The 706-nt window shown below is 67.3% G+C and carries 1 protein-coding gene; it reads right to left on the bottom strand.

Annotated features, from left to right (window positions below; genetic code table 11):
- Nucleotides 1–179 precede the first annotated feature (179 nt).
- Nucleotides 180–706 (bottom strand): fumarylacetoacetate hydrolase family protein (locus ACK4SE_RS14005; protein WP_409693938.1); only part of this gene is annotated, 527 nt, incomplete at its 5' end.

Raw genomic sequence — 706 nt, 5'->3', positions numbered from 1 at the left:
AGCGTGCGCCAGCTTGAACTGCTCCCCGCCGTCGGCAGTGGCGAACGCGTTCCCTCCCAGTGGGGTGAGACCGAAGTCGGTGTAGTAGGCGGCAGTCTCCTCGACGTTCGGGACGCCGACGGTGATCGAGGTGAGTCGGTGCAGGGGCATGGTGTTCAGTCCTTACTGACAGTTCGAGACTAGGAGGACGCCGTGGCGTAGGGGGTACCGGGTACGCAGGTCTGACGCAGTTCGCCGAGGCCTTCGATCCAGGTGACGACCCCCTCGCCGGGCACGAGGAACCGCTTCGGTGTCCGACCACCACCGACACCGCTGGGGGTGCCGGTGAAGATCAGGTCGCCCGGCTGAAGCGTCAGCACTGCGGAGAGTCGCTCGATCAGCACCGGCACGGAGAAGATGAGGTCAGCGGTGCGACCCTTCTGAACCTGCTCACCGTTGATGCTGCACCCGATCCCCAGGTCGTCGGGGTTGTCCAGCTCGTCCGGCGTCACCACGGCGGGGCCGATCGGGGCGAAGCCGGGGAAGGACTTGCCGAGGCTGAACTGCGGGGCGGGCGCCACGAGCTGACGGGTCCGTTCGGAGTAGTCCTGGCCGATCGTCAGACCCGCGACGTACTGCCAGGCGTGGGCAGCGGTGACCTGACGGGCCTCACGTCCGATGACCACGACCAGCTCGGCCTCCCAGTCAACAGTGTCGGTGGGCAGCG

Origin of the sequence: Brevundimonas sp., from assembly GCF_046293315.1 — a bacterium.
Taxonomy (GTDB): Bacteria; Pseudomonadota; Alphaproteobacteria; order Caulobacterales; family Caulobacteraceae; genus Brevundimonas.
Note: the sequence above shows the minus strand (reverse complement) of the source record. Positions and strands in the feature narration are given on the sequence as shown.